Below are 23005 nucleotides of genomic sequence, written 5' to 3'. Positions count from 1 at the left end.
TCTCCTCATGTTCATCCGCTCAGGCGGCGCTCGCGGTCTCATCCCAGTCCGCGCCCCATTGCTGCACCATGTGCCCGGGCGAAACTTCGATATAGTGCCGGGTCGGGGGGATGTAGCTCGCGGGGCGCACCGGGCTCTTGATCTCGTCATTGCTCAGCCCGCGCCGCATGCCGCGCCGCGCCGGATCGGGGATCGGCACCGCGCCGAGCAGCTTGCGCGTATAGGGATGCTGCGGGTTTTCAAAAATGGCAGCCCGTGGCCCGATCTCGACGATCTCGCCCAGATACATCACCGCAACGCGGTGGCTCATGCGCTCCACCACGGCCATGTCATGCGAGATGAAGAGATAGGCGAGGCCCATGCTTTCCTGCAGATCGAGCATCAGGTTGATCACCTGCGCCTTGATCGTGACATCGAGGGCGGAGACCGCCTCGTCCGCCACGATCACCTGCGGCTCCATCGCGAGCGCGCGCGCAATGCAAATGCGCTGGCGCTGCCCGCCCGAAAACTCATGCGGGAACCGGCTTGCCATATCCGCCTGCAGCCCGACCTTGACCATCAGATCCGCCACGCGCGCGCGGGCATCCTCTTTGGACCGGGCGATCCCGTGCAGGAGAAGCGGCTCGGCAATGGCCTCGCCAATGCGGATGCGCGGGTTGAGGCTGGCAAACGGGTCTTGAAAGATCATCTGGATGTTGCGCCGCATATGGCGCAGCGCTTCACCTGAAAGACCAAGGATCTCGCGCCCCTCAAGTTGCACAGAGCCGGAGCGGGCCTCGGTCAGGCGCATGATCGTGCGCCCGGTGGTGGATTTTCCGCAGCCCGATTCGCCCACCAGCGCCAGCGTCTCCCCGGCATGAAGGTCAAAAGAGAGGTTTTCCACCGCATGCACGCGCCCGGCGGGGCCGCGCAGCAACCCGCCGTGAATATCAAACCGCGTCACGAGATTGCGCACCCGGAGCAGCGGGGTCGGGTTCTCGGCCACCGTGTTGGCGACCGGCGCCATCTCGACGGGCTGGCCGGTCTCGGCATCCACGAGCGGAAAGCGCGCGGGCGCGCGCGCCCCCTCCATCGAGCCAAGCCGCGGCACCGCCGAAAGCAGCGCGCGGGTATAGGCGCGGGCGGGATGGGCAAAGATTTCCTCGGTCGGGCCGTGCTCGATTGCCTCGCCCTTGTACATCACCAAGGTGCGGTCCGCGATTTCAGCCACCACCCCCATATCGTGGGTGATGAAGACCACGGCCATGTTCTCCTCTTCCTGCAAGAGCTTGATCAGTTCGAGGATCTGCGCCTGAATCGTGACATCAAGCGCCGTGGTCGGCTCATCGGCGATCAGCACCTTGGGGCGGCAGGCGAGCGCGATGGCGATCATGATGCGCTGGCGCATCCCCCCCGAAAGCTGGTGCGGATATTCATCAAGCCGCTTTTCGGCAGCGGGGATGCGCACCTTTTGCAGCAGCACAAGCGTTTCGCGCCGCGCTTCGGCGAGGCTCAGGTTCTGGTGCGCGATCAGCACTTCGGAGATCTGGTCGCCGATCGTCAGCGCCGGGTTGAGGCTTGTCATCGGCTCCTGAAAGATCATCGCGATCTTGTTGCCGCGCAGCCCGCGCATCTCGCGCTCTGAAAGGTCGAGCAGCTCCGCGCCCTCCAGCTTGACCGAGCCCTCGATCCGCGTTGTCTCCGCCGCATGGAGCCGCATCAGCGAGAGCGCGCTCACGCTCTTGCCCGAGCCCGACTCACCGACGATGGCCAGCGTCTCGCCCGCATGCACCTCAAAAGAGACGTCTTTCACGACGGGGATCCACTCTTTGCCGCGGCGAAACGAGGTCCGCAGGTTGGACACGGTCATGACGGGCGTTGGCATCTCGATTTCCTTCACCTCTTCGCGGCGCATGGCGGGCCGGATGATTGTGGCCTTGGGCCTTCAGGCGCCCAGAGTGCCACAGCTCATTCCGTCTTGCCAGACTGAATATAGGATATATTATATATCCATCACCTTGGCGCCCGCGCCACCGCCCTCCCAAAGGACCGATTGCCCATGAAACTCGAAGATATCCCGCGCCTTTCCCTCGGCTTCCTGCCCACGCCGATCGAAAAGATGGAGCGGCTGAGCGCCGAACTCGGCATTTCTCTGAGCATGAAGCGCGATGATTTCACGGGCTTTGGCGGCGGCGGCAACAAGGTGCGCAAGCTTGAGTTCCTGATGGCCGATGCCGTGGCGCAGGGCGTGAAAGTGCTGATCACCACCGGCGGGCATCAATCGAACCACGCCCGGATGACGGCGGCGGCGGCCCGCAAGTTCGGCATGAAGCCGATTCTCGTGCTGCGCGGCAATCGCCCGGCCAGCTATCAAGGCAACCTGCTCCTCGATCATCTCTTTGGCGCCGAGATCGACTTTCTCGACCCGGATGCCTACTTCGAGCAGATCAATCCGCGCATGGAGCATCATGCGGCACAGGCCGAGGCGCGGGGCGAAAAAGCCTATATCATCCCGCTTGGCGGCGCGAGTGCGCTTGGCGCGATGGGCTATGTGAACGCGGCGAAAGAGCTTTCCGAGCAATATGCCGCCCGCGCCACCCCGGCCCCCGATTACATCGTCGCCCCGGTCGGCTCGGGCGGCACCTTGGCCGGGCTTCATATCGGGTGCGCACAATATCTGCCCAACACCAAGGTGATCGGCGTTGCCGTGACGGGCTCTGCGGTGCCCTTCTCCGAGCGGATCGCGAAAATGGCCAATGACGGCGCAGCCCTCCTTGGCTTCGAGAAGACCTTCACCCCCGACGATATTCGCATCGAGACCGATTACATCGGCCCGGGCTATTCGATCCCCTCAGAGGCGGGCAATGCCGCGATCAAGCTTGCGGGCGACCGTGAGGGCGTGCTGCTCGACCCGGTCTATACCGGCAAGGCGGTTTCGGGCATCATCGGCTGCGTGCAGAACGGGACGATCCCGAAGGGCAGTTCCGTGCTCTTTGTCCATTGCGGCGGCTCGCCCGCACTCTTCCCCTTCGCAGACCTGCTCACTGCGGATCGCGAGGCCTGAGCGCCATGGCCTATCGTATCGGATGTGATGTCGGCGGCACCTTCACCGACTTGTGCCTCTTTGAGGACCAGACCGGCGAGACCTTCTTTGTGAAGACGCCAACGACGACGGGGCATCAGGCCACGGCGGTGGTTGAGGCCGCGCGCACGGCGCTGCAAATGGCGGGCCTGCCGGCAGGGGAGCTTGCGGGCTTTGCCCATGGCACGACCGTAGCGACAAACGCGATCCTTGAGCGCGGCGGTGCGCGCACCGCGCTGCTCGTCACCAAGGGCTTTCGCGACCTTCTCGCGATCGGGCGGCAGACCCGCCCGCATCTTTATGATCAATACGCCCGCAAGCCCGCGCCGCTTGTGCCGCGCGAGCGGGTGTTCGAGATCGCCGAGCGGCTCGACGCCAAGGGCAATGTGATCGAAGCGATCAACGAAGAGAACGTGCGGGAAGCCGTGGCGGCAATGCAGGCCGAAGGCGTGGAAACGCTCGCGATTGCCTTCCTTCATTCCTACGCCAATGCCGCCCATGAACGCCGCGCGGCGCAGATTGTGCGTGACATCGCGCCGGAGTTGCGGATCTCGATCTCGTCCGATGTTCTGGCAGAGCCGGGCGAATACGAGCGCACTTCGACCACGGTGATGAACGCCTATCTGATGCCGCCGCTCAAGGACTACCTTGAAAAGATCGCCCGCACGCTGGTGGGCGATGGCGTCACGGTGGCGCCCGCGATCATGCAATCGGGCGGCGGTGTGATGCCGATCGAGACCGCAAGCGGGGTCAAGGCGGTGCACACCTGCCTTTCGGGCCCGGCGGCAGGCATGATCGGCGCGCGCCGCTTTGCCGAGGCGGCAGGCTATCTCAACGTTGTCACCATCGACATGGGCGGCACCAGCTTTGACGTTGGCCTGATCGAGAATGGCGAGATCCTGACCCGCTATGAAAGCGAGATCGAGGGCTTTCCGCTGCGGGTGCCGATGTTTGACATCATCACCCTTGGCGCGGGCGGCGGCTCGATTGCCCATCTTGATGCCGGGGGCCTTTTGAAGGTCGGCCCCGAGAGCGCGGGCGCCCGCCCCGGCCCCGCCGCTTACGGCAAGGGCGGCACCCGCCCGACCGTCACCGATGCCAATGTCGTGCTTGGGCGGTTGCGTCCGGGGCGCGCGCTCGGCGGCGGCATTGTGATCGACCGGGACCGCGCGGCCCGTGCGATTGACGAACATATCGCCACCCCGCTCGGCCTGACGGTTGAGGCGGCGGCGGTGGGCATCTTGCAAGTCGTCAACGCGGCGATGGTGCGCGGCATGCGCCGCATCACCGTGGAACGCGGGCTGGAGCCGCGCGATTTTGCGGTGATGGCCTTTGGCGGTGCCGGGCCGCTTCATGCGGTTGACCTCTGCGCCGAGATGGATGTGGAAACGGTGATCGTGCCGCCCTCGCCCGGGCTTTTGTGCGGCATCGGGCTTTTGCTCGCGCCGTGGAAGCATGACGAGACGGCAACACTCGCCCGCCTTGCCGCCGAGATGGACAATGGCAAGATTGCCGAGGCCATCGCGGCTTTGGCCGAAAAGGCCCATGCGCAGGCCGATCTCGATGGCATCGCGCGCGCCGTGGTGCGCCTCGCCCCGGTGCTCGAGATGCGCTATCGCGGCCAGGGCCACCCGCTGCCGGTTGCCTGGGACGGCGATCTTGATCAGGCGATCGAGGCCTTCCACAAGGCGCATCACCGCGCCTTTGGCTATGACCGGCGCAGCGAAGAGATCGAGATCACGCTTTTGCGGCTGAGCGCCAGCGCCCCGCCGCCCTCCGACAAGCTGCCGGTGCCGAAGATCATCACGGGGGAAGACCCGCTGATCACCCGCGCGCCGCTCTGGTTTGAGGGCGCGATGGTCGAGGTGCCGGTCTATGACCGCGCCCGCCTTGCCATCGGCACCACGCTCACCGGGCCGATGATCATCGAGCAACAGGACACCACCCTCATCGTCGGCGCGCAAACGCTCACCGTCGACGGCAATGGCAGCCTCATCATCAGGATGCAGAAATGACGACAGACAGCATTCTCGCCGAAGTGGTGCGCCACGGCCTGCAGGCCGTTGCCGAGGAGATGGGCGCGGCCCTGATCCGCACCGCCTATTCGATCAACATCCGGGACCGGAAAGATTTTTCCTGCGGGGTGTTTGACGCCAAGGGGCAGCTGATTGCGCAGGCCGAACATATTCCGGTGCATCTCGGGCTGCTTGCGGGCGTGGTCGAGCGCGTGCTGGAAGAACTGGGCCACGAGATCGCGCCGGGCACGATGGTGGTCACCAACAACCCATGGCTCACCGGCTCGCACCTGCCCGATGTGGTGGTGATCGCGCCGGTGCATGCGGGCGCACGCCACCTTGGCTATGTCGCCAACATGGCGCACCAGGTGGATCTGGGCGGCCTCGCGCCGGGCAGCCTTGCGCTTGGCACGGTCGACATCACGCAAGAAGGGCTGCGCGTGCCGCCGATGCTTTTGGTGCGCGCGGGCGAGATCGAGCGCGCAACGCTGGAGCTTTTCAAGCTCGCCAGCCGCACCCCCGACATGGTGGCCGGCGATCTGCTCGCGCAGGCTGCCGCCAATACCACCGGCGCGCGCCGCTTGGCCGCGCTGATCGAGCGGACCGGGCAAGAGCGCTTCGAGGCGGCGGTGGAGACCCTGCTGGCCACCACCGAAAAGCGCCTTGAAACCGCCTTCCGTGCGCTGGAGGGGCGCAAGGGCTGCTTTACCGACACGCTGGAATGGCAAGACGAGGCAGGCCCGGTGGATCTGCCGGTCTCGGTTGCGCTCTCCATCGCCGAGGGCCGCCTCACCGCCGATTTCACCGGCACGGCGGCGCAGGTTGCCGGGCCGATCAACGCGCCGGTGTTTCTCACCGCGAGCTGCGTGATCTATGTCATCAAGACCCTGCTCGACCCGGAGATCCCTTCCAATGCCGGGCTCTTCCGCCGCATCACGCTCAATGCGCCCGAGCGCTCGCTCGTCAACGCCAAGCCCCCGGTGCCGGTGGCGCTGTGCACCTCGATCATGTCGATGCGCATCACCGATGCGCTGATCGGCGCCTTCAACGTTCTGCGTCCCGAGGCGCCGGTCGCCGCTTCCACCGGCAGCATGAACGCGCTGATCCTTGGCGGCTTCAACCCGGCAACCGGTCGCGCCTATTCCTATGTGGAGACCTATGCGGGCGGTCAGGGCGGGCTCAAGGGCATGGCGGGGGCGAGCGGCGTGCATTGCCACATGACCAACACCGCCAATTCGCCCGTTGAGCTGATCGAGCGGGAATACCCCCTCACCGTCCTTGATTACGCGCTCGTCGATGGCAGCGGCGGTGCCGGGCAATTTCCCGGCGGGCTCGGGTTGCGCCGCACGATTGCGGTGAACGCAGACAGCGTGCTCACCGTCCACCTCGACCGCACGCGCAATCACCCCTGGGGGGTCGAAGGCGGCGCGCCGGGCGGCAATTCGCGAATCTTGCTGTGCGACGGGGCGGGCGAACATGCGCTGGCGGGCAAGAGCACAACTGCGGTGAAGGCGGGCAGCATCATCAGCATGGAAACCGCCGGTGGCGGCGGATGGGGCAGGCCGTAACCGGGCGGGTGTGAACGCGCCCCTGGCCTCGCCGGGGAAGACCGCGCCGCCCGGCAAGGATCGGGCGGCCGGGCGCGCGCAAGGCCCCCGGATGCGGAGCGCGGCTGGCTCCCGGCGGTCTTGCCCGTCGTTATGTCGCGCAAGTTCCCGAGCGCGGCGCCATGTGCGCATTCACCGAACCGGTGGCCGGATGCCCGGCATCTTTCGGCCTGCGAACCCGCTTTGGGTCGGCGCACCGCAACGGACCTATTCTTTGCGGGCGCCCTCTTTGCCGGGGTGCCCGTTGCGGCGCGTTTCGCTCGGGCTTCGGTCAAAGTGCTTGCGAAACTTTCGGCTAAAGAGCGCCTGGTCGGAGAACCCGCAGGCATAGGCAACTTCTGCGATGCTCATGTAGTTCTGATGCGGATCTTGCAGCAAATGCTGCGCCATGCTCAGCCTTCGGTCCTCGATCACCCGCGTCACCGACAGCCCCTCACGGGCAAAGATCCGGTTCAGATGGCGCGGCGTGATATGCAGGGCAGAGGCAATCTGCGCCACGTTCAAATTCGGGTCCGACAGACGATCCGCGATCCAGCTTTGCGCTGCGAGAAAATGCGGCGCCTGGCGCAGGCTGCGGGCACTCGCCCTGGGGCCGAACACCGCCGCCACCAGGCCCGCCCCATGATCATGCAAGGTCTGATGGGACAACTCTCCCGCCTGATCGAGCCATGCCGTGCCATGTTCGATCAACCAGCGCACCGTCCGCGCCCCCAGCTGCGCAAACACCGCCCGTTCCGGCCCGGTGATCTCGCGGCCACAATGGGCGGTGAAATCCGCAACCGGCAGCGTCATCACCATCTGGCGCACCGGATGGGGATAGCTGCCCAGAAACGGGATATCCGAACGCAGAGCGATGATATCGCCCGCGCGCAGCGTCAGCCATTTTCCGGCTTGGCCATAGATCGCCTCGCCTTCGAGCAGCAAGATCAAGACCATCAGATCGCGTGGGTCTTCGGCCACATCACGCGCGGTCCGTTCCACCACATGCGGGCTGACGCGCATATCCGCAAAGCGGATCTGACCACTGGCGCAATTGCGCTGCGACGCATGCAGCGTATCGACATTGATCGCGCTGCAATGCACGCGAAACAGATGCTCGTGTTGATGATCTTCCCAGACGCGGATCTGGCGATCGGGCGCCAGGGCCAAAGTATCGCATTTGTTTTTCGATGCGTTTGGCGCAAAAGCACCATGAGATCTGTGCGCGACCGTCATCTTCAAGTTCACTCGTCACTCTGGGCCCGTGCCAGCAGTGGCATAGATGCACTGCGCCGCGCGGCTGTTCAAGCTGCAACACTCTGTCGCACAGGAACTGTGCGGCTGCTCTCGGGAATGTCCTGCCGGTCCAAGGTTTCCGTCCTCCTCAAACAAGACAGTGTGCAAAACGCTCCCTACTTAGCTCTGCACCAAAACGTTGAATGATCAGGCCGACATACGCGCCCAGAGTGCTGCGACCGGCCGGAGCGAGAGCCAATGACATCACCAAAGTCCTCTTCCTTGCGCCGCACGCTGATGATCGGTGGCGCGATCGGCGTGCTCGCCGCCATTGCGGCGGGCGGGTATTTTCTCAGCCCGGTCGCGCGCAAGGCGGCGCAAACGCCGATGCCGGCTTTGGGCCAGCATCTCGATGACCAGATCGCGCGGGGGGAATATGTCGCCCGGGCCGCAGATTGTGCGCCCTGTCACACTGCGGAGGGCGGCGTGCCCTACGCGGGCGGCCTCGTGATCCATACGCCCTTTGGCGATATGGCCAGCGCCAATATCACCCCCGATCCGGTCACGGGCATCGGCGGCTGGAGCCGGGATGCGTTTGCCGATGCTGTGCGCGAAGGCGTGACCAGCCATCCGGGCAATCTTTATCCCACGATGATCTTTACCTCTTATGCCAAGATGTCGGATGCCGATATCGACGCGCTCTATGCCTATTTCATGTCGCTCGCTCCGGTGCGTCAGGCGGTCCCCGATCTTGAGCGGAACTTCCCGTTCAACTATCGGCTCCTGCTCTCTGGATGGCGCAAATTGTTCTTTGACAACAGAGAGTTCGAGCCCGATCCGGCAAAAAGCGATGCGGTCAACCTGGGCGCCTATCTGGTCGAAGGCCCGGCCCATTGCGCCGAATGCCATACGCCGCGCAATGCCTTTGGCGCGATGAAGCCGGATCAAAGCCTCACCGGCGCACAGATCGACGGGTTCTATGCACCGAACCTGACGCCAGATCCCGAAACCGGCCTGGGCGATTGGTCCGAGGCCGATCTTTATGCCTATCTCGCCGGGCATGGCTCGCGCCATGGCGGCCCTTTCGGCCCGATGCATGATGTGGTCGCCGAAGGCACCTCGCATCTGACGGAAACCGATCTGCGCGCAATCGCCGCCTATCTGCATCAGCTGCCCCCGGTCCGCACCGTCACGGGCGCAGCCCTCGATCATGCGCAGGCGCAGGCCTCGATCACGCGCGGGCAAACGACCTATCGGGCCAATTGCGCCGCATGCCATCAGCTCAACGGCGAGGGCCTTCCCGATTTTGCCCCCGCGCTTGCCGATTTACATGCCGTGGGGGCTGCCTCGGCCAACCTGATCATGCCTGTCCTGACCGGCCTCTCGGACAAGGACGGCACGGTCACCATGCCCGCTTTCCTGCTCGATGATGCCGCCATCGCCGATATCGCGAACTACGTCCGCAATGCGATGAACGACACCCAGCACGCCACAGCAACCCCTGAGCAGGTCGCCGCTGCCCGCGCGTCCCTGCACTAAGCCCGCGGAGAGTTCGATGCGATTTTCCTTTAAACTGATGCCACTCTCCTTGGCGCTGCTCGCAAGTCTCGGCACCGGAGCGGCGCTCGCCGATGGGGTCGATCCGGCTGCGGCGGCGCAGATGCGCGGCGACCGCTCCGGCGCGCGACTGGCGCAAAACACCTGTCTGCAATGTCACGGAATGGGGGTCGCCCCCGATCTGCGGCTGCAAAAGCTGGACTTCAAGACCCTGCATCACATCACCCGCAACGGGCTGAACGCCATGCCGGCCTTCCGCGAGGGCGAGATTTCCGATCAGGAACTGCATGAGGTCTTCGCCTATATCACCTCGTTGCAGGTCCAGCCCGGAACCAAGCCCGGCATCGTGCCCGGCACTTATCTTGAACGGGAGGGCCATTGATGCACCGCACCGCCCCCCTCTCCCGGCGCGGATTTCTGGCGGCCGGGCTGGCGGGTCTGGCCCTGCCCGCCCTGCCCCGGCCCAGCCTTGCCATGCCGTCTCGGGATCTGGCCTCCCCGGCAAACGTCCTTCTGACGATGCCCAATGCCCAAGCGCTGGCACAGTCTCTGACGCGGTCTCTGGCACGGGCGGGCGGGCCTGTGCCGCTGCGCCTCGAAACCGCGCAGGCGGCGGATTTTGTCACCGATCCTGCCCGTCTTGCCGCCCTGCGCGGATCGCGTGTGGTCTTGATCGGGACCGATGCAGACAGCGTGCTGTTTGACATCGCTCTCGGCCAGCACGGGGCGCGCGTGATGCATCGCGCGACCCACCGCGAGGACCCTGCGACCCGTCTCCCGATTCATGGCTTCGAAACGCTGGCGGATGCCTGCACCTATGATCTCGCCCGCGACCATGTCCGCGCCGGGTCCAGTTGCACGATCCGAACGCCCGACGCAGCGGGTCCGACACCGCTGCCCGCACCGGCCAAGGATCACTGGCAGGCGCGCACCCTCGCGCGGGTGCTCGCCCATGCGACCGGTCGCTCCGACGCCCTCCCCGTCATCTGGCAGAGCGCGCCGCGCGCCTTTGCCACGCTGATTGCCGATCTCTGAGGATTTCCCCGATGGCTAATGAAGACCTGACTTTCCTGCCTCCGGGCGTCTCGCGCGAGGATTTCGCTTCCGCGCTGCGCGCGTTTCGCGCCATCGTCGGCGAGGACTTTGCCTTTGCCGACATCGACCGTCTGGCCCCCTATTCCAAGGTCATGCTGCCCGAACCCTCGGCCCGTCACCGCCCCGCAGGGGCCGTGGCCCCCGAAAATGTCGAGCAGGTGCAAGCGGTGGTCAAGGTCGCCGAGCGCTATGGCATCCCGCTCTGGACGATCTCCACCGGCAAGAACCTTGGCTATGGCGATGCGGCCCCCGCCACCCCCGGCCAGGTGGTGCTGGATCTCAAGCGGATGAACCGCATCGTCGAAGTCGACGAAACCCTGGGCTATGCGCTGGTCGAACCGGGCGTGACCTACATGCAGCTCAAGCAATATCTCGAGGCCAACAATATCCCCCTGTGGATCTCGTTCCCCTCCTCAGGGCCGCTCGCCGGACCGATGGGCAACACGCTCGATCGCGGCGTGGGCTATAACCGCTACGGCCAGCATTTCGAGAATTTCTGCGGGCTGGAAGTGGTTTTGGCGGATGGCTCCTTGCTGCGCACCGGGATGGGCGGGGTGGAAAACAGCCGCGAATGGAACGTCTACCGCTGGGGCTACGGCCCATGGCTCGACGGCATCTTCAGCCAGTCGAACTACGGCGTTGTCACCAAGATCGGCATCTGGCTGATGCGCAAACCGCAGAAAAGCTTTGGCTTCCTGTGCGGCTGGGATGATGACGAGGGCATGGGCCGCGGCATCGACGCGGTGCGCGAGCTGCACCTCAACAAGGTCGTCGAGAACGGCGTTCTGGGTCATACGATGTATGCCGTCGCCCAGACCTATCGCCGCGACGAGATCTACACCGGCCCCGGCGCAATGCCGCGTGCACGGGTGAAAGAGGTCTGCAACAATATGGGCCTCGGGATCTGGGGCTATATCTCGACGCTTTACGGCACCGAGGAACAGATCGAGGTCAACCTCAATATCGCCCGCAAGGCGATGCTCGCCACCGGCGGGCAGTTCATGGATGAAAGCCAGCCCGAGATCTTCAAGACCCCGTTCCATCACTGGAACCTCAACATGACCAACGAACCGACGCTGACCGAGTTCACGATCTATAACTACAAGGGCGGCGGTGGCTCGTCGTGGCTCGCGCCCGTCGTGCGGTGCGAAGGTTCCGAGGCGATCAAGCAATTCAACCTGATGCATGGCGTGCTTGATGAATATGGCTTTGATTACATTGGTGGTTTCCTGATCGGCGGGCGGCATGCCGAGCAGTTGACCGACATCCTCTACGACCGCAACGATGCAGAAGAAACCGAGCGCGCGCGGCAATGCTATCTGGCGATGATCGCCGCACTGCATGGTGCGGGCTATGGCATCTATCGCACCTCGACGAGCTTCATGGCCGAAGTCGCCGACACCTACGGTCCGGCACAACGCAGAATCAACCACCGGCTGAAACAGGCGCTGGACCCGAAAGGCATTCTGGCGCCGGGCAAATCCGGCATCACGATCTGACCCCGCACGAAGGAACATCAAAATGAACGACGAATACATGGATTTCGACGGCAAGGTGGTGCTGATCACCGGCGCCACGGCCGGTATCGGGCGCGCCACGGCGCTCGCCTTTGCCAAACGCGGCGCGCGTCTGGTGATCGGTGACATGGCCGAGGCCGCCGAAGAAACCGCCGCCGCGTGCCGCGATCTGGGCACCGAGGCGGTCTATCTGAAAACCAACGTCTCCGAGACGGCAGATGTGCAGGCTCTGGTCAATCTGGCCGACAGCCGGTTCAACGGTCTCGATGTGGCGTTCAACAACGCCGGCATCCTGCCCGCGACGAAGCCTCTGGCCGATGTGACCGAGGCTGAGTTTGATCGTATCCTCGCCGTCGACCTGCGCGGCGTGTTCCTGTCGATGAAATACGAAATCCCCCTGATGCTGCGTTCGGGTGGCGGGGCGATCATCAATACCTCGTCGGTCGCAGGCGTGGTGGCCGATCCCGGCATGGCCCCCTATGCGGCCGCCAAACACGGGGTCGCGGGGCTGACGCGCGCCGCGGCGCTCGATTATGCGACGCAGAACATCCGCATCAACGCGCTGGCTCCGGGCCTGATTGAAACGCCGATGACGCAGCGATGGCTGGCAGACCCCGAGATTTCCGCGTCATTGATGGCCAACAGCCCGATGAAGCGCGCCGCCAAGCCGGAAGAAATCGCCGCGACCGTGCTGCTGCTGGCCTCGCCGGGGGCGACTTTCGTCAATGGCGCGGTGTTCGTGGCCGACGGCGGGCAAACCGCGCATTGATCGGCCACAAGGCGCCGCCAGCAAAGGGGGCAAGGACCTCATCACGGTAGGTGGTTTGCGCGCGCACTCCGGGTGGAGCGCGCAAGCCACCTGCGGGTCTTCGAGCTCTGCCCCTTCGAAGCCGCCAGAAGCCCATCGCGCCGCGGCAGGGCCGAAAAGTCCTTTCTGGACGGGCCTGCCGCATTCCGGGCGCGGACCGGGCGCGGACCGGGCGCTCAGGAAGGCGCGCCGCGCGCGGCTGATCTGCGCGGGCTTGAGAGGCACTGCGCGGTTGCTGCCCGCCGCGCCCTCGCGGAGGTCGCAGAGGATCGCCGCGAGCGGGTTTGCCCCGGGACGGAGGACGAAGCGCCAGAGCCGAAAGCCGGTTATCGCGGGGCGTCCGTCGTCAGCAAGATCACCCACCATCGCGCGCGCTTCTGGCCGGGGACAGAGAGTGTCGGAAGGATCTGAAGCCGTAACGTTGCGCGCCGCCCGCCCGCCGAACTGAGTTGAACCAGAACTGCACACGGAACCGTTTGCAATGGCGCGCCCGCCCCTGCCCGGCCCCTCTGGTCCAGTTGCGTATCAAGGGCGGCCATCACCGCGGTGCGATCCTGCCGCTCGAGGCCGCGTCGCAAGATCCCCGCCCGGTCGCCGTTCCGTGCCGTGCCGGACATCGCCTCCAGAAGAGCTTCGGCCTGCAGGTTCCAGGCGACAATCTGCAAATCGTGCTTGACCTGAACCACGGGCAAGGGCAGCCGCAGCATCAGATCGTCAAACGCCAAAGGGGCTTTCGCGGCAGAGGTGCTGACGATCATTTCTTCCAGCGCAACAGCCTGCCCGGCACAGGCCTCCTGCAGGCGCGCAAGCGCATGGCGCAACAGATCGGGCGCAGGCATCTGCGCCAGAGCCGCTTCGATCTGCTCAAAGTGCTCGGCAATCTCGGCCCGCGGGTCGTTTGGCCGGGAAGGCGTGCGCGGGCCGGGCATGGAGGTGATCCTGTCAAAAAGCCAAAGGGTCGATGCGGCGAACGGGACATCCTTCGCGCAAGCCTGTGCCGCGTCTTTTGCACGACACCATCCCGGCCGGGTTCGATTGCGATCCCAGTGGCTCGCGGCAGTTTCGAGACTCTCGCCCCGAGCCGCAAGACCAATCGTCCACTCTGCGTCAGAAAGGCCTTTGGTCGCATGCCGCGCGCAACACTTTTCAGATTTCGCGTATTTGTCTTGCAAAGGCCGCAAATTCGCGTATAGGTGGCGTTGCAAAGTTTTATCGACCGCACCCTGTCTCCTTCATCGGCTTCAGTCTGTTTTCGTTCTGACCAAGCCGAGCTGCCGCATGCTGCGGGCATCATTCTATCGAAGGAGTTCTCACGATGGCCACTGGCACCGTGAAGTTTTTCAACACCACCAAAGGTTTCGGCTTTATCGCCCCGGAAGGTGGTTCGCGCGACGTGTTCGTTCACATCTCGGCGGTCGAGCGCGCTGGCATGCGCAGCCTCAACGAAGGCGAGAAGGTCAGCTTTGACGTCGAGACCGGCCGCGACGGTCGCGAGTCCGCTTGCGCTCTGGCGCGCGCTTGACCAAAGCAAAGCCTCCCGGTGCCACGGCGCCGGGCTCCCGCTCTTGGGGCGGTGACGCAGTGAGGCGCAGCACGGAGTCTTCCGGTTTGTTCCGGGAGACCCCATCAGGGCCGCTGACAGCATATGACAAAACGGCCGCGGCGGCGCGCCTCATTCTTGAGACAGAGGCCGGGGTGCGCGCGGAGCGCACAGCCGCGCTGCGGGCGGCAAGGCTTGCCCGCGAGACCGGGGCGGAAGACCTGCCCCGAGATCAAAACACGTTTTCCAAGTGATATCCGGTCGCCACGTTTGACGGGGCGACGAAAGGACAAAATGAGCAGACGACAAACAACGCTTCATGGCACCAGACCGGCGCCGCGCAGCGATGAGAGCCCCTCCGGGCTCGGCTGGCGCGAATTCTTCGAGCGACTGGGCAACGGAACGCTTCCCGCCGTGCCGAAGCGTCGGGACCACATGGCGCGCAAGCCGGTGCAATCCTTTGTCGGTTACACGACAGTTTCCGATTCCCGGTGATGGCGTTGACGCGATGCCGCTTCATGCGAAGCGTTCCGCGTCCGTGACTGTGTCACCGGGAGGAGAAGCGGCGGGGCTCGTCTCCGCCGCTTCTGCCATCAAGGCCAAGCCCTTATGGGCATCATTCCTGCAAGGATATATGAAATGGGATATTCGACCCCGAAAAAGCAACTGAACCTCAAGGATTTCCTTGCCCAGCCCGTGACGCAAAAACCGTTTCGCAACGGCATGGCGTTTCGTCGTCCCGGTGCCGCGGCATCTGGCAGCATGGTCGCAAAGCCGGCGCCCGCCGCGTGCGCGACCCGCGCCGAGGACACAAAGCGCAATCCCACAGAATGACCCCTGCGCGCTGCGGTTGAGGGGCGGCGCCGCGCGGGGCGCATCCGGCGCAGGAGCACAGAGCGGCGGCCTGCCCGCGCCTGTTGCCATGTTGCGTGATGCTGTCGTAAGGGTGAGGAAACAATTCAGGACCGACCATGCGACCCCATTTTGCTGCCCTCCTCGCCCTCACGATCGCGGCCGGATGCTCGGCCAGTTCCGGCGCAGTGGTCAAAGGCGCCGGACCGGATGATCTTTTGAAGCTGCGCGAAGGCCCGGGGCTGGAGCACAAGATCATCATTGGCCTGCCGGATGGAACGCGCCTGACCCGTCAGAGCTGCGTGACAACGCATGGCAAGCTCTGGTGCAGGGTCTTTCTCACAGACAAGCCCGGCGTGTCGGGGTACGTCTCGGCGGACTATCTGGCGCTGCGCTGAGCGCGCGCCCCAAGGCGTGGCGAGAGCACTGAACGCCGAAATCGCAGATCAATCCGTCGCTGCCGCAAACCGGGCCCGTCTCGATGGGCGGCAGACCGATTTTTCGCTTCCGGCGATGCCGGGGCAACGCAGCATCGGGGGCAGAAGCGTGCGCACAGGCCGAAAGGCGGGCCACGAAGCGAACCGAAAAAAGCAGTGCGCATTATAACGATTTTAATTCTTGCCTGTTATTCCCGCATATTGGATCGGGCTAGGAAGACAGGGGTTACGATGGCGTTCTGGAATAAGTCGAGCCAAACGGCAACGGCAGTGGAGCAGCTCGCCCAAGCGGTGCAACAGACCGCAGCGGTGATCTGGTTTTCCCCCGAAGGCGAGATCCTCGATGCCAATGAGAATTTCTGCACGACAATGGGCTATGCGCGCAGCGAGATCATCGGGCGCAAACATGCCCTGTTCATCGCGCCCGATTTTGCCAAAAGCGCGGATTACGCGACTTTCTGGAAAGACCTGCGCGCCGGGCAAAGCTTCAGCCGCACCTTCCGGCGCATCGCCAAAGGCGGGCGCGAAGTCTGGATCGAGGCCTCCTATGTGCCGGTGAAGGACAGCGCAGGCCAGGTGATCAAGGTGGTGAAATTCGCCAGCGATGTGACCACGCGCATCGAGGAAGCGACCGACGCCAAGAGCCGCCTTTCCGCGCTCGACCGCTCGCAAGCGACGATCGAATTTGACCTCGATGGAACGATCATCAACGCCAACGAGAATTTTCTCGCCTGTGTCGGCTATACGCTCGAAGAGATCCAGGGCCGGCATCACAGCCTTTTTGTCGACCCGGCGCTGAAAGCGAGCGCGGAGTATCGCAGCTTCTGGGAGGATCTGGCACAGGGCAAACCGCGCACCGGCGAGTTCCGCCGTTTTGGCAAGAACGGGCGCGAGGTCTGGTTGCAGGCGACGTACAACCCGATCCTCAATGCCGCGGGCGAACCGGTGAAAGTGGTGAAATTCGCCTCAGACATCACCACGGAAAAGCATCTCATGCTCGACCTGCAAAGCCAGATCGCCGCGCTTGGCCGCTCGCAAGCGGTGATCGAGTTCACCCCCGACGGCACGATCCTGACCGCGAACGAGAATTTCCTTGGCGCATTGGGCTATACGCTCGACGAGATCCGGGGCCAGCATCACCGCATGTTTGTGGCCCGCGACGAGGTATCCTCTCCGGCTTATGCCGAGTTCTGGGCGGGCCTGCGGGCCGGCACCTTCCAGCAGGCGGAATATCTGCGCCTTGGCAAGGGCGGGCGCGAGGTCTGGATTCAGGCGACTTACAACCCGATTCGCGACATCGATGGCAAGGTTTACAAGGTGGTGAAATTCGCCACCGACATCACCCCGACGAAACAGGCCATCAACGGCTTTGGCGCGGCAATGGCGCGGCTCGCAGAAAATGATCTGACCGTGCGCATGGAGCGGGCCGTGCCGCGGGAATTCGAGAGCCTGAAAACCGCGTTCAACAGTTCGGTGCAGGCGCTTGGTGAAGTGGTGGGGGGCATTTCTGTGCGGGCCGAGCGGATGATGTCTGGCGTGGCGCAGATTTCGGGCGCGGCGGATGACCTGAGCAGCCGCACCGAAAAGCAAGCCGCGGCGCTGGAGGAATCTGCGGCGGCGTTGCACGAGATGACCTCAGCCATCGCCTCGGCGGCGAAAGCGGCGGCGGAGGCCGAAGAGGCCTCTGGCGCGGCGCAAGACCGCACCGTGGCCGGGTTGGATACCGTGCAGCAGGCGATTCAGGCGATGACCGGGATCGAGGCAAGTTCTGACAAAATATCCCGTATCATCAACGTGATGGAAGACATCGCCTTCCAGACCAACCTGCTCGCGCTGAACGCGGGGGTCGAGGCGGCCCGGGCCGGAGAGAGCGGGCGCGGCTTTGCCGTTGTCGCCTCCGAAGTGCGCCAGCTTGCGCAGCGTTCGGCCGAAGCGGCAAAGGAAATCTCCGATCTCATCACCCAGACCGTGCGCCAGATCCAGGGCGGGGTGAAGCTCGTGAGCGCCTCGGGCACCGCGCTTGAAGAGATCGCGCAGCATGCCCAGGGGATCCGGGCGCAGGTGAGCGGGCTCGCCAGTTCGGCGCGCGAGCAAGCGACCGGGCTTGACGAGATCAACCTCGCGATGACCCAGCTCGATCAGGTGACACAGCAAAACGCGGCGATGTTCGAGGAGACCTCGGCGGCCACGCAATCGCTGCGCCAGGAAGCCGATGAACTGGCGGCAAGCACAGCGCAGTTTGCGGTGCGGCGCGAGGGCGCGCATGACGCCGAACCCTATGAACAGGTTTTCGCCCACTCCGCCTGAGGCGCTCTGGCCAGATGGCAACTGGCGCCCGAACGGCCTTGTTGCGCCGATCCGGCACCAGAGTGCTCTGCCCCTTCCCTGCCGGTTTCAGTCGCGGGCCTTGATCTCGGCCCGCCCAAGGGCCGAGCCGCGGTTCATGATGGCGATACGGATCTGGCTTGCCGCGGTCTGGCGCTCGGGACATGAGGCGCGCACCGAAAAGCGTCGGACGGTTCATCCGGGTGTCGACGCGACGTCGCGCCTGAGGTCACATGCGACAAGTGGAACCGATCCCGACGACCAACGCTCTCCCGTGCGGGTTTCCATCGCGCGAGATCGCTGCGAAAACCTGCGCGGTGTGAGGGACTGACCTCTCGACCGCATGGGGGCTGATGAACGGATCGCCCCGCCGGGCCCTAGCGGGTCAGATGCCGCACGGCCGCGAGCAGTTCCTCGACCGCCTGCTCCGCCGCCGCGAGTTTGATCGCCACCATCAGATCCTCGCGCCCCGCCATGGCCAAGAACGTGGATAGCACCTCTTCGGAGTGGCGCACCAGCGCGATCAGGTGCGCACCGCTCGGACCGTAAGTTCCCGAGAACCAGTTCTTCACCGTTTTCTCGTTGGCCCCCGTCCAGGCCGCCACGGTCTTTACGCCCGCCCGACTATCTCCAAGCGACCGTTTCAAAGCCGCCGCGATTTCTTCAACGAAGCCGCCATTCGCGGGCTGCTCCTCTTTTCCGCTCCACCCGTTTTCCCCGGGAAAGACCTTGCCCTTTTTCGGAAACGACATTCCCCCCTCCTTCGCTTTACATGGACGCGAAAAATTCCGCCGAAAAATTCCGCCGTTGAGTCCGACGAGAGCGATGGATTTGCCCTAAATAATGAGGAGATACGCATGTGAACGGTCGTTGGGCGCGCCATTGCGACAAGCACGACGCACCCCCTGAAAAGGATGTGCCGGCCGTCGCCTATGTGCGGATGTCGACCGATCACCAAAAGTACTCCACCGAGAACCAGCTTGATGTCATTCGCCGCTATGCCGAGGCTCGTGGCCTGACCATTCAGCGCATGTTTGAGGACTCTGGCCGATCGGGATTGCGGCTTGACGGCCGCGAGGCGCTGCAGAAGCTGATGGCCGAGGTTCAATCCGGCAAGGCCGACTTCAAGGCGATCCTCGTCTATGACGTCAGCCGATGGGGTCGATTTCAGGACGCCGATGAGGGCGCATACCATGAGCACGTCTGTTCCCGCGCCGGGATCAGGGTCCACTATTGCGGCGAGCCGTTCGAGAACGACGGCAGCATCGGCTCCAACCTTCTGAAGACCGTCAAGCGCGTCATGGCCGGCGAATACAGCCGTGAGTTGTCGGTGAAGGTGTTTGCTGGGCAATGCCGCCTGGTGGAGATTGGATATCGCCAAGGCGGCGCGGCCGGATACGGGCTGCGGCGCGTGTTGATCGACGAGCACGGCAACCCGAAAGGTGAGCTGTCGCGCGGCGAGCAGAAGAGCCTGCAGACCGACCGCGTGATCCTGGTCCCCGGCCCCGAGGAGGAACAGCGGGTCGTCCAGCGCATCTACGAGATGTTCGTGAATGAGGGGCGGCCCGAGCGCGAGATCGCGGCGGTTTTGAACGGCGAAGGGCACCGCACCGATCTTGATCGACCCTGGACCCGGGCGACGGTCCATCAGGTTTTGACCAACGAAAAATACATCGGCAACAACGTCTTCAACAAGGTGTCGTTCAAGCTGAAGCAGCGCCGTATCGTGAACCCGCGGGATAGGTGGGTCCGGGCCGAAGGCGCCTATCCAGCCATCGTCGAAAAGGCGCTATTCTTGCGCGCCCGGGCGATTGTGGATGCGCGCAGTCGCAATTTCTCGGACGAGGAGTTGCTCGATGCCCTGCGGACAATCCTGAAACGGCAGGGCATGCTATCGGGCCTGATCATCGACGAAGAGAACGATCTGCCCTCGTCCAGCGCCTATCGCAGTCGGTTTGGCAGCCTGCTGCGGGCCTATCGTCTCATCGGCTATGAGCCGGAGCGGGACTACCGCTACATCGAGATCAATCAGGCGCTGCGCGCGGCCCACCCGCAGGTCGTCAAGGAGATCGTCGCCGGCGTGGCCGCCCAGGGGGGGCGCGTGCTGCAGGACCCCGACACGCAGATGCTGCGCGTGAATGACGAATTCACGGTGTCGGTCGTTCTGGCCCGCTGCCAGGCGACGGCAGCAGGCTCCTTGCGCTGGCACATCCGGCTCGACACCGGCCTCGTTCCAGACATCACGATTGCGGTGCGGATGACCGAGACCAACGATGCGCCGCGCGATTTCTACCTGCTGCCCAGCATCGACAGGACAAGCGCGCGGCTGAAGATGGCCGAACAGAACGGCCTGTGGCTCGATGCCTATCGGACTGAAACACTTGACGATTTCTTTGCCCTCGCCGGGCGGGCGAAGGTGACGGAGGTGGCATGATGGCCAAAACCGCTGAAGAAACGCACCAAACCGAAGTCAGCTTGGTTCCGACCGACAGCATTCGGGTTCGCAATCCACGGGTCCGAAATCCCAGGTCGTTTGCGGACATGGTGAAAAACATCGCCAAGATCGGCTTGAAGCGCCCGATCACCGTCACCCGCCGCACCGACACAAGCCCACAGGAGTATGATCTCGTCTGCGGCCAGGGGCGGCTCGAGGCCTTCATCGCGCTGAAGCAGAAAGCCATACCGGCCATAGTCATCGATGCCGATGAGTCCGACTGTCTGGTGATGAGTCTCGTCGAGAATTGCGCACGTCGCCAGCATCGGCCGATCGATCTGATGCGGGAGATCGGCACGCTCCGCGAACGCGGCTACAACGACCGGCAAATCGGCGACAAGATCGGCGTCTCGCCGGACTATGTGGGCATGATCGCGGGCCTCCTGGAGCGCGGCGAAGAGCGGCTGATCACTGCCGTCGAAACCGGCCTTCTCCCGCTGAACCTCGCCATCGACATATCGAAGACCGATGCGGAAGGCGCGCAGCGTGCCCTGATGGACGCCTACACCCAGAAGAAACTGCGCGGGAAGAAGCTCGCGGCGGCCCGGCGTCTGATCGAGCAGCGTGAGGCACGCGGGAAAAAGATGCACCCGAATGCCTACGGGCGCGACAACCGAAACCGGCGACCGCTGACGAGCGAGGCGTTGGTGCGCGCCTATCAGAAGGAAGCGGACCGCCAGAAGCTTCTGATCAAGAAAGCAGAATTGACGCAGGGGCGGCTGCTGTTCATCTGTCAGGCATTCCGATCCCTCCTCGAGGACGATCATTTCGTGACGCTGCTGCGCGCAGAAGGTCTGGAAACCATGCCCAGCTACCTGCAGCACACTCTCGCCGCGGGGGCAGCGACATGACCAAGAAGGTTCATCTCGGCTTCGAGACCGATTGCGTCACGATCCCGGTCGCAGACATTCTGCCGGTCAGGGTTCTGAGCACGTCGATCAAGTCCAGCCGGAAATACACTCAGATCACTGCTTCGATCCGCGAAATCGGCTTGGTCGAGCCACCGGTTGTTGCGCGACACGGGGATGCCAGCGGCAGCTGGCTGCTGCTCGACGGACATGTCCGGATCGAAGTTCTCAAGGATCTGGGTCAGAAACAGGTCGAATGCCTTGTGTCGACCGACGACGAGGCCTTCACCTACAACAAGCGCATCAGCCGCATCGCGCCCATTCAGGAGCACCGGATGATCCTGAAAGCGATCGAGCGCGGTGTCTCAGAGGAAAAGATCGCGGCCGCACTGGACCTCAACCCGCGCAGCATCCAGCGCAAGGTCAAGCTGCTCGACGGTATTTGCCCAGAAGCTGTGGCGATCCTGAAAGACAAGGCCTGCACCGCAGCCGTTTTCACCACACTGCGCAAGATGATCCCTTTGCGCCAGATCGAAGCGGCCGAGCTCATGGTGAACGCCAACAACTACTCCGTGGCCTACATCTCGGCGATCCTTGCCGGCACGCCGCAGGCGCAACTGGTCGAGGCGAACAAGCCCAAACGCATCAACGGCGTCACACCGCAGGCGGTCGCCCGGATGGAAAAGGAGCTTGCCCGGCTGCAGGAGGGGATCACACAGATCCAGGACAGCTACGGCCAGGACCACCTTCAGCTGACCGTGCTGCGCGGCTACGTCGGCAAGCTCCTCGGAAACGCGCGCGTGGTGCGGTATCTGATGCAGACACATCCGGAGTTCCTGTCCGAATTTCAGACCATCGCCGAGATGGAGTCGGTCGTGCCGGCCGAGGCGGAATAGCTGACCTGCCGCCGGTCTTTCAGCCCGCCGTGACTGGAGCCTGGTTGGTGTTTACGCCAATTGGCGCAGGTTGAGCAATCGCCCGACGCGCGGAGCGATCCTCTCGCGCAACGGGGCTGGGCAATTGCGGTGGTCAGAGCCCGCGCATAATCAGCCGGTGTCTGGCAGCCCGGGGCTGAGTGCGGGCGTTCGGTATTGTCGTCGGCAGCCCGGGCTGGCGCCGATCACGATCTGCGCATGGGCCGGGTTGCGGAACATGGTCTCGTTGAGCAGCGCGTCCCGCATCCGAGCGTTGAAGCTCTCCACCAAGCCATTCTGCATCGGTTTGCCCGGCGCGATGCCGTGCATTCGACCCGCGCTCTTCGTCGATTGCGCCCCGAGATCGCGCGCAGCACCGGTCAGCCCGTGAACATCGCCCTTTGTGCCCGCGAGTTCCCGCCGCGCCTGTTCGGCGACGACGCGGAGCATGATTTCGAGCTGGGTCTGTGCCGCAGACATGTGCTATTCTCGGCTGAGTTCCTCTGTCGCCCCCCGCCTCGATCATGCGGAAATCGGCCCATTCAGAGGGGGTCAGCGCGATCCCGGCGAGCTCGAAGCCGCGCCCGACCGCGCCGCAATCAAGGCCGAGGGATCTGACGCCAGCCAGACCCATCGGCGCCACCCGCCATTGGGCGAGGCGCCGGATATCACCGAGCCAGCTCGCCGCGCGCATGAAGGGGGTCATCTTGCCCTTGAGCC

Annotated in this window: 20 protein-coding genes and 2 pseudogenes; 16 read left to right on the top strand and 6 right to left on the bottom strand. The window is 64.3% G+C overall.

Translation table 11 applies throughout. The features are described from left to right. Positions 1-19: 19 nt before the first annotated feature. Entirely contained in the window at positions 20-1864 is a 1845-nt protein-coding gene (locus ACFSM0_RS07840; protein WP_377388998.1) for an ABC transporter ATP-binding protein, read from the bottom strand. 174 nt (positions 1865-2038) lie between these two features. Between ACFSM0_RS07840 and ACFSM0_RS07835 the strand changes: the two genes are divergently transcribed. The 3 genes from ACFSM0_RS07835 to ACFSM0_RS07825 are packed head-to-tail and all read left to right on the top strand — an operon-like array spanning position 2039 to position 6644. Continuing rightward, complete coding sequence (locus ACFSM0_RS07835; protein ID WP_377388996.1) at positions 2039-3043, top strand: 1-aminocyclopropane-1-carboxylate deaminase/D-cysteine desulfhydrase; 1005 nt, start codon at positions 2039-2041, stop codon at positions 3041-3043. Between the two features lie 5 nt (positions 3044-3048). After that, complete coding sequence (locus ACFSM0_RS07830) at positions 3049-5076, top strand: hydantoinase/oxoprolinase family protein (protein WP_377388994.1); 2028 nt, start codon at positions 3049-3051, stop codon at positions 5074-5076. Further along, the gene (locus ACFSM0_RS07825; RefSeq protein ID WP_377388992.1) at positions 5073-6644 is read left to right on the top strand and encodes a hydantoinase B/oxoprolinase family protein; all 1572 of its coding nucleotides are present in this window, start codon (positions 5073-5075) and stop codon (positions 6642-6644) included. Before ACFSM0_RS07830 ends, ACFSM0_RS07825 begins: the two co-directional genes overlap by 4 nt. Positions 6645-6890: 246 nt before the next feature. On the opposite strand, the gene ACFSM0_RS07820 is transcribed toward ACFSM0_RS07825, so the two are convergent. Beyond that, on the bottom strand, positions 6891-7832 hold the full coding sequence (locus ACFSM0_RS07820) for a helix-turn-helix domain-containing protein (RefSeq protein ID WP_377388990.1): 942 nt from the start codon (positions 7830-7832) through the stop codon (positions 6891-6893). A gap of 324 nt (positions 7833-8156) precedes the next feature. On the opposite strand from ACFSM0_RS07820, the gene ACFSM0_RS07815 reads away from it, so the two are divergent. The 5 genes from ACFSM0_RS07815 to ACFSM0_RS07795 are packed head-to-tail and all read left to right on the top strand — an operon-like array spanning position 8157 to position 12836. Then, complete coding sequence (locus tag ACFSM0_RS07815) at positions 8157-9437, top strand: c-type cytochrome (protein WP_377388988.1); 1281 nt, start codon at positions 8157-8159, stop codon at positions 9435-9437. A 16-nt stretch (positions 9438-9453) separates the two neighbouring features. Continuing rightward, positions 9454-9837 (top strand): c-type cytochrome, encoded by a 384-nt coding sequence (locus ACFSM0_RS07810; protein ID WP_377388986.1) that lies wholly within the window; start codon positions 9454-9456, stop codon positions 9835-9837. Continuing rightward, complete coding sequence (locus ACFSM0_RS07805; protein WP_377388984.1) at positions 9837-10490, top strand: hypothetical protein; 654 nt, start codon at positions 9837-9839, stop codon at positions 10488-10490. The genes ACFSM0_RS07810 and ACFSM0_RS07805 overlap by 1 nt, the downstream gene beginning before the upstream one ends. An 11-nt stretch (positions 10491-10501) precedes the next feature. Continuing rightward, complete coding sequence (locus ACFSM0_RS07800; RefSeq protein ID WP_377388982.1) at positions 10502-12049, top strand: FAD-binding oxidoreductase; 1548 nt, start codon at positions 10502-10504, stop codon at positions 12047-12049. Positions 12050-12071: 22 nt separating this feature from the next. Then, positions 12072-12836 carry a glucose 1-dehydrogenase gene (locus ACFSM0_RS07795; RefSeq protein ID WP_377388980.1) on the top strand — a complete coding sequence of 255 codons (765 nt, stop codon included), beginning with the start codon at positions 12072-12074 and terminating at the stop codon, positions 12834-12836. A 365-nt stretch (positions 12837-13201) separates the two neighbouring features. On the opposite strand, the gene ACFSM0_RS07790 is transcribed toward ACFSM0_RS07795, so the two are convergent. Next, positions 13202-13804: a hypothetical protein gene (locus ACFSM0_RS07790; protein WP_377388978.1), complete on the bottom strand. Its 603-nt coding sequence runs from the start codon at positions 13802-13804 to the stop codon at positions 13202-13204. A 386-nt stretch (positions 13805-14190) separates the two neighbouring features. Between ACFSM0_RS07790 and ACFSM0_RS07785 the strand changes: the two genes are divergently transcribed. The 5 genes from ACFSM0_RS07785 to ACFSM0_RS07765 all read left to right on the top strand — a co-directional run bounded on the left by ACFSM0_RS07785 (position 14191) and on the right by ACFSM0_RS07765 (position 18011). After that, positions 14191-14397 carry a cold-shock protein gene (locus tag ACFSM0_RS07785; RefSeq protein ID WP_377388976.1) on the top strand — a complete coding sequence of 69 codons (207 nt, stop codon included), beginning with the start codon at positions 14191-14193 and terminating at the stop codon, positions 14395-14397. A gap of 312 nt (positions 14398-14709) precedes the next feature. Next, a complete protein-coding gene (locus tag ACFSM0_RS07780) occupies positions 14710-14910 on the top strand; it encodes a hypothetical protein (RefSeq protein ID WP_377388974.1) in 201 nt (66 codons plus the stop codon). A gap of 114 nt (positions 14911-15024) precedes the next feature. Continuing rightward, a complete protein-coding gene (locus ACFSM0_RS07775) occupies positions 15025-15249 on the top strand; it encodes a hypothetical protein (protein WP_377388972.1) in 225 nt (74 codons plus the stop codon). Between the two features lie 137 nt (positions 15250-15386). Then, on the top strand, positions 15387-15665 hold the full coding sequence (locus ACFSM0_RS07770) for an SH3 domain-containing protein (protein ID WP_377388970.1): 279 nt from the start codon (positions 15387-15389) through the stop codon (positions 15663-15665). A 270-nt stretch (positions 15666-15935) separates the two neighbouring features. Further along, complete coding sequence (locus ACFSM0_RS07765) at positions 15936-18011, top strand: methyl-accepting chemotaxis protein (RefSeq protein WP_377388968.1); 2076 nt, start codon at positions 15936-15938, stop codon at positions 18009-18011. A gap of 87 nt (positions 18012-18098) precedes the next feature. Here the strand turns inward: ACFSM0_RS07765 and ACFSM0_RS07760 are convergent. Then, a pseudogene (locus tag ACFSM0_RS07760) lies at positions 18099-18249 on the bottom strand (IS5/IS1182 family transposase); the annotation flags it as partial. Between the two features lie 157 nt (positions 18250-18406). Next, positions 18407-18781 carry a hypothetical protein gene (locus ACFSM0_RS07755; RefSeq protein ID WP_377388966.1) on the bottom strand — a complete coding sequence of 125 codons (375 nt, stop codon included), beginning with the start codon at positions 18779-18781 and terminating at the stop codon, positions 18407-18409. Between the two features lie 107 nt (positions 18782-18888). Here ACFSM0_RS07755 and ACFSM0_RS07750 point away from each other — a divergent pair, with 107 nt between their 5' ends. Genes ACFSM0_RS07750 through ACFSM0_RS07740 form a run of 3 tightly spaced genes read left to right on the top strand, consistent with a single transcriptional unit; the run spans position 18889 to position 22267 of the window. Then, positions 18889-20463, top strand: a complete 1575-nt coding sequence (locus ACFSM0_RS07750; protein ID WP_377388964.1) for a recombinase family protein — start codon at positions 18889-18891, stop codon at positions 20461-20463. Then, positions 20460-21374: a plasmid partitioning protein RepB C-terminal domain-containing protein gene (locus ACFSM0_RS07745; protein ID WP_377388962.1), complete on the top strand. Its 915-nt coding sequence runs from the start codon at positions 20460-20462 to the stop codon at positions 21372-21374. The genes ACFSM0_RS07750 and ACFSM0_RS07745 overlap by 4 nt, the downstream gene beginning before the upstream one ends. After that, a complete protein-coding gene (locus ACFSM0_RS07740) occupies positions 21371-22267 on the top strand; it encodes a plasmid partitioning protein RepB C-terminal domain-containing protein (RefSeq protein ID WP_377388960.1) in 897 nt (298 codons plus the stop codon). Before ACFSM0_RS07745 ends, ACFSM0_RS07740 begins: the two co-directional genes overlap by 4 nt. 19 nt (positions 22268-22286) lie before the next feature. On the opposite strand, the pseudogene ACFSM0_RS07735 reads toward ACFSM0_RS07740, so the two are convergent. Beyond that, positions 22287-22612: pseudogene (locus ACFSM0_RS07735) on the bottom strand (integrase core domain-containing protein); the annotation flags it as partial. Between the last annotated feature and the right edge of the window lie 393 nt (positions 22613-23005).

It is taken from the genome of Rhodobacter lacus (assembly GCF_042683065.1).
In the GTDB taxonomy this organism is placed as follows: domain Bacteria; phylum Pseudomonadota; class Alphaproteobacteria; order Rhodobacterales; family Rhodobacteraceae; genus Rhodobacter; species Rhodobacter lacus.
Note: the sequence above shows the minus strand (reverse complement) of the source record. Positions and strands in the feature narration are given on the sequence as shown.